General features: G+C 44.8%; 4 protein-coding genes and 1 rRNA gene. 2 read left to right on the top strand and 3 right to left on the bottom strand.

The window, feature by feature from the left end; genetic code table 11:
* Together AB4Z45_RS30940 and AB4Z45_RS30935 are read right to left on the bottom strand one after the other, a co-directional pair.
* Positions 1-131 (bottom strand): 16S ribosomal RNA (locus AB4Z45_RS30940); the annotation flags it as partial.
* Positions 132-366: 235 nt separating this feature from the next.
* The gene (locus AB4Z45_RS30935) at positions 367-1,314 is read right to left on the bottom strand and encodes a helix-turn-helix transcriptional regulator (RefSeq protein WP_441913305.1); all 948 of its coding nucleotides are present in this window, start codon (positions 1,312-1,314) and stop codon (positions 367-369) included.
* 120 nt (positions 1,315-1,434) lie between these two features.
* Here AB4Z45_RS30935 and AB4Z45_RS30930 point away from each other — a divergent pair, with 120 nt between their 5' ends.
* A complete protein-coding gene (locus AB4Z45_RS30930; protein WP_441913303.1) occupies positions 1,435-1,926 on the top strand; it encodes a DinB family protein in 492 nt (163 codons plus the stop codon).
* A 112-nt stretch (positions 1,927-2,038) separates the two neighbouring features.
* Here the strand turns inward: AB4Z45_RS30930 and AB4Z45_RS30925 are convergent, their stop codons facing one another.
* Positions 2,039-4,957 carry a family 78 glycoside hydrolase catalytic domain gene (locus AB4Z45_RS30925; RefSeq protein WP_441913301.1) on the bottom strand — a complete coding sequence of 973 codons (2,919 nt, stop codon included), beginning with the start codon at positions 4,955-4,957 and terminating at the stop codon, positions 2,039-2,041.
* Positions 4,958-5,101: 144 nt separating this feature from the next.
* Between AB4Z45_RS30925 and AB4Z45_RS30920 the strand changes: the two genes are divergently transcribed.
* A complete protein-coding gene (locus AB4Z45_RS30920) occupies positions 5,102-5,986 on the top strand; it encodes a helix-turn-helix domain-containing protein (protein WP_441913299.1) in 885 nt (294 codons plus the stop codon).
* Positions 5,987-6,000: the final 14 nt, after the last annotated feature.

The following is a 6,000-nucleotide window of genomic DNA, read 5'->3' as shown; positions in this document are numbered from 1 at the left end:
GGTTACCCACGTGTTACTCACCCGTCCGCCGCTAACCGGCGTTTTCCGAAGAAAACGCTAGTCCGCTCGACTTGCATGTATTAGGCACGCCGCCAGCGTTCGTCCTGAGCCAGGATCAAACTCTCCAAATTGGTGTTTGACTTGCTCATWACTTTTTTATCGCTTTTCTCACGATTCGTTAGAATCGTAAGGGCAGTTATTACTCGTTGTTCAGTTTTCAAAGAGCAAACTTTTCTATCGTTTGTCTTGCTTGTTTTTCTTTTGTTCCGGTGTGTTTCTTGGCCGGAATAAGAATATACCATGTACTCGCCTACTAATGCAAGTGTTTTTTGAAATTAATTCTATTTTGTTGTCTATCCTTTAACTTCACGCATATTTAGCCATGACTTCAGTTAATATCTTTTTCATGCGATCTATTAGTTCAACCGGTTCCTTAACTGTTGCTTCATTACCTAAACCCAAAAAAAACTTCGAATAAAACGAAAGATCAACCTTTCGAATATCGCCATCTATCCAGCCTGTACCATCTTCGCGAATATTCAGCTTGGGCAGCGGCCATAGCTCAGACTCGCAGCGCTGCAGGCCTTCTCTGCTTAATTCAACATAAAGATTAACATATGTATCCTGCGTCTGAAAAACCTCATCGCTATTCCCAAGGTTTACATGCCGCAAATCCAGCGCTTCCAAACCAGATGTATCCTCTACGGCGGAGTGAATTCGATCACAACGGAATAACCGCAATTCAGAACGCAGAAAACAGTAAGCGGAACAGTACCATAATCCGTTGCTTGCATATATGCCAATCGGTTGTATTTGACGGCTTGACTGACCTTCTCGTGATTCATATTCGATAACCAACACTTTTTGGTGAATAGCCCCTTCCAGCAAGATCGATAAATAAGGGGATTTCATTTGCCGAGCAGGCGTGAAAAAATCAACACGATTTTTCATTTGATCAATACGATCCCGCACATCACCAGGCATGTAATAATAGAACTTGCTGAGTGCCGAGGATGATTCAGGTTCAAAGGGAAGATATAAATAGTGCCTCAAAGCATGGCTGGCAAAAAATATCGCAACAGCCTCTTCTTCCGTAAATGCGATCGGTGGCAATATCCTTTCTTTTAATACCTGATACCCGCCATGCGGCCCTACCTCCGAATACAACGGAACGCCCAACTCACTCAGCTCTTGCAAATCCCTCAATATCGTTCTTGTCGACACTTCAAACTCAACCGCGAGTTCTTTGACGGTAAACTTACGTTTTCTATTAACAGTCATCATCAATTCAATGAGCCGTTTCGATTTTGACATATTGATTCTCCATTCATTTCTTAATTATGACAACTACTGTCACTATTATAAGCTACAATCAGTATTAAGCCCACTAAGGGTGACAACAATACTATAATTAAGAAGAATGGAGTGAAGGCAATGCAATCTCAGCCTACTAATGAAGTAAAAGGATTACTGCTGGAGGAATTGGAGCATATCGCGAAAACCTCTTCCAATTTGATTCGCAAAATCTCAACCGATCATTGGTCGTACAGACCACATGACAATATGAGGACGCTGCTGGAGCTTGTCCAACATATCGTATCTATTCCTTCGGTTGATCTGCTCATTCTTCAGGAGAACGATGAAACCGTCATTCGCAAGCTTGAAGCGGATATAGCTGCCGATCAAGACCACGAGAAACTAATTGCTTGGCTCACGACTGGTTTGCATGAAGTCAGAGCTTATATGGAAAGTCTTCCGGATGAGGATTTTCTGCACAAGAAAACAAAACCATTTTATCTAGAACACGGCTCGGTACAGGCAAAATGGCTGATTGAGATTACGACCCATATTCAGCATCATCGGGCGCAGATGTTTACATATTTGAAGATACAAGGCTATGAAGTCAACATGTTCGATCTATACTAAAATAATTCAAATGCATTTCACCGCTCCTATAAAAAAGCTCTCAACTGTCTACTGGCAGCGAGAGCTTTTTTGCATCTTCATTCCATTGAGCGTAAATCAACCGATACTTCTGCTAAAAGATTTTTTTCTCCCGAACGACACCTTCGTATCCTTCTGGTATTATAACATTCACTTTTACCGATGCCGGGGATTGAATGGAAACCTCAATGATTTTCTCATCGATCACTTTCCACGATACATCGATTTGCCCTGCATCGGAGAGAGGAACGCTTCCCTTCGCCCATGTAAGACCACAAGGATTAGGACTAATTTCGACCTCAGTCCAGCCCATTGCTGTACTGCGAATGCCAAGGACCTCGCGTCCAAGGAAATAAGCTGGTGCTGCCGACCAAGCATGACAATGACTTCTAGTCAGCATGTTGGGATTCGCTCTATTTTCCGAGAAGTTCGGATACATCTCCCAGCAAGTTGTCGCGTCATGCTCGATCATTTGCCCGTAATTGCGACGGATGTCTTCAACTATCGTAGAATACTGTCCCGATGCCGACAATGCTTCATAATAGAAGAAAGACATGAATGGACTGCCGATTTGAACAAAATGCGAAGGCGATTCCAGCAAATACTTCTCCATAATGCTTCTACGTTCTCCTTGCGCAACGCCTGTCAAATAAGCGACCACCTGTGTTTGCACGGAGAAGATGTCTGATCTGCGTCCATCCACATGGATACAATCCAAGTAGGCAGACTGTTCCTCGGACCACAAATGCTGATTAATCGCCGCTTGAAGATCATCGGCTGCTGCCGCAAAACGTGAGCGCCCTTCCTCATCACCGGAGAAACCAGCCATCTCAGAGGCAACTCGCAGCGTCTTCACTAGGAAGCAGTTCTGATGTGTGACAATGCCATCGTTAGGCTGATCAATCGGCGACCAATCCAGTAGGTTCCAGCCCTTAATTGCCAGCAAGCCATCCTCATTGATTTCCTTCAAATAATGATCTAACGTAAAACGGATATGCGGATACATCTCTTGGGCAAAATGAAGATCCGCTGTTTGCTCTACATATTCACGGCATGCTATAGCCCAGAAAAAAGTCCAGTTCGGAATAACGCTGCTCCAGCCGCTCGGAACCTGATTTACGTATAAAGGCGTTTGATCCTTCGATCCCGGTACAAGACGCAAGCATCGTTTTACCATATCATTTACGCCGAATAAGTAGTTGCTGACCAGCGCTTCATTGCGGCTATCCCCCACCCAGAAAACTTGCTCATAGGCTGGGCAATCCACAAAGGTATCTTCCATGCATAGCTTCGTCGTGTGGCGGCTGATCTCCCATATGTCATTCAATAAAGGATCTGAGCTTTGGAATCTACCGATCTCTGCTACTGGATAATGGCTTGCTATATAATGAACATTTTGTATTTTGACCGGCGTATTCGCATTTCGGACAGTCAGCATCAAGTACCGCAGGCCTCTGCGAATTGGAGAGACATGAATCTGTCTTCCTTCTTTACATACATAGCGCACAGTATTGTCCAGTCCAAACGTATCTTGGCGATAATCCTCTGTCATATACTCAAATCCGTAAAAGTCTAAAATAGCACCCGCTTCTGCCTCAACCTCAAATGACAGATAACCCGTAAGCTCCTTGCCGAAATCAATAATGATTTCTGTATCTAGACCTGGATACATCGGAATAACTCCCGGCGATGCGTTCGGAATAACAAGATTTTGCAAAGCCACCGGTATAACATGCGGAGTGCTTTCCTTCTTCCACACAGAGAGACCGAATACATCCACTTCACTTACGAGACTATCATCGATAGAACGAATATATGGAGAATACGCATCCAAATCTTGAACGGAAGAAACCTTATCTATTACTTGCTTATAATACGCATCCTCAAAATCAATCTGTCTCGATTCCTGATGATCCAAATATACGGTACTGTCAAAAGGACCAATGCTAATAAAAGCTGATGCACCTACTGACTGTTGCTCAGAAACTAACGGTGATCGAACCTCAATCGGAACTTCACTGTAGATGCCCAGGTGCAGCTGACCTGTATGCATGCTTCCACTCACATCAATTAAGAGTAAATGTTCGCCTTTTTGAATTGTCACTTCCGCATAGCGTTCAGGGAGCACTCCCGTGAACTGATCCGAATCCAGCTTCACCCCATTAATTGAAACTGCTCTTACGCACTCACTCGCAAATGGGAACCCGAGTATTATATCCGCGTCTTCTTGGACAGAGAGAATGGTAGCCGCATAACCCGTGAAGCCGACAACATTTGCATGGTCCTCACTGCCCTCAACCATTTGGTTGCGCATATCAATGGACGTAGAGAAGCTGAAGGACTTAACGCTGCTTAGAGATAAAATGCGGGATGGATACACAGGGTACTCTGCTAACAGCGGAATGTCCCGCTCTATTAGCGTCTTCCACGGTCCAGTGCCAACAACGCCTAGTAACGCTGCTTTCTCCCAAGCATCACCACTACCTTTAGCTGTAGTCCAATCGCTGTCCCACGAACCAGCATCAACATACTCTGAATAGCCTTGCTGACAAGACATTCGAGGCGTACGTGTATGATAGCCTTCATGAATAGCTGTGCTCCAAGTATCATCTGATTCAAGCAGCGTTTGCGTTCCCTCTTCACTGCTCCTATCCAACTGCACAAGCAGCCCGCCGCGGCCTCTTAAATAGTAAAAGGTCGATACGCCAAAATGATGCACGAGCACCGCAATCGTATTCGATTGCCCAGGTACCAGCAGATGGCCAATATCGTACACATCATAAAATTGCTCAACAGTCCAAGAGCGTACAGGGCCGCGTCCTATCTGCTTGCCATTAATATAAAGAACATAGCGAGAATCCGCACTAATTCGCAGTGTTGTTTGAGTATTTTGGTCATAATCATCCGATGATGGTGCAACGTCAAAGCTCTTTTTGAAGCAGCGCCATTCATTGCGAGGGCTTTCAGCTTCTCCGCCCCAAATCCAATTCGCCTTCCAATCCCAATCCATCATGTTATTCCGCCCCTTCTAAGCGAGTCATCGTATGTTTGCACGTGCATTCTACCTCTAATTATAGTAAAATCATGCTACTCAATTACCCCTGTTTCGGACATTTATTCCCTGAAAAACGACATCTGATGAAAGGAATGAAAGCTGATGACAAGCAAGCATACGCTGCTTTACGAGAGCGAGCAATATTTTCAAAAGAGTAAATTCATCTTCGTAAACCGCGCCGAGGAAGACTTTGATCTGCCGCTGCACAATCATGTTTTCATTGAGCTTGCTTATGTAGCTGAAGGCAAGGGCTTTCATCATATAGGGGATGACGTCGTCCCCGTTTATAAAGGGATGTTATTTATTTTGCCGCCTGGCATTCCGCATGTCTTTCGTCCTTCAACACCTTCACGCAACAGCTCACCATTAATTGTATATAATTGCGTCTTCATGCCCTCGCTCCTTCAATCTCAGAAAGACTGGATTGGCGATCAGGAGATCGTTGATTTTCTGGAAACCTGTTTTAATGATGCATCCACTTTCCACTCCTTGTTCGACTCGGATAGTGTTATCGAAGATTTATTTCGCAGCCTGCTGCGTGAATATGAGCTCCCGCGGAGTGGATCATCGGCTTATTTGCTAACGCTGCTAGTGCAGCTGTTTCTATCCGTCTATCGATTAATGAAGGACGCTAAGGAGCTGTTATTAGAAGAGAGTTCTTCCGCCCGCTTCCATCATGTGCTGAACTACCTTGAGCAGCACGCTCATGAGAATGTAACAATCAGCCAGCTTGCAAATCGCTGCGAGTGGAGCGAACGGCATTTCAGCCGCGTGTTCAAGCAGCATACCGGACAAACCTTCCTGCATTACCTGCAGCATCTGCGCATAAAAAAAAGCTGCGAGCTCCTTAGGAACTCCCAGCTAAAAATTAGCAGCATTGCGGAAGAGGTCGGCTGCAAAAATATCGATGCATTCCTCACCCATTTCAAACGAATTGTCGGCATGACGCCGCGCGAATATCGAAAAATCATACGTGACAACAAATGATCCGTATAGTCGGT

Origin of the sequence: Paenibacillus sp. MCAF9 (assembly GCF_052114265.1) — a bacterium.
In the GTDB taxonomy this organism is placed as follows: Bacteria; Bacillota; Bacilli; order Paenibacillales; family Paenibacillaceae; genus Pristimantibacillus.
The sequence above is the reverse complement of the archived record's forward strand: the minus strand, read 5'-3'. Positions and strand labels throughout refer to the sequence as shown.

What these genes read in the sequence shown, in the direction of transcription:
- AB4Z45_RS30935 (WP_441913305.1), bottom strand. Translation starts at nt 1,314, where the DNA reads ATGTCAAAATCGAAACGGCTCATTGAATTGATGATGACTGTTAATAGA.
- AB4Z45_RS30930 (WP_441913303.1), top strand. Translation starts at nt 1,435, where the DNA reads ATGCAATCTCAGCCTACTAATGAAGTAAAAGGATTACTGCTGGAGGAA.
- AB4Z45_RS30925 (WP_441913301.1), bottom strand. Translation starts at nt 4,957, where the DNA reads ATGATGGATTGGGATTGGAAGGCGAATTGGATTTGGGGCGGAGAAGCT.
- AB4Z45_RS30920 (WP_441913299.1), top strand. Translation starts at nt 5,102, where the DNA reads ATGACAAGCAAGCATACGCTGCTTTACGAGAGCGAGCAATATTTTCAA.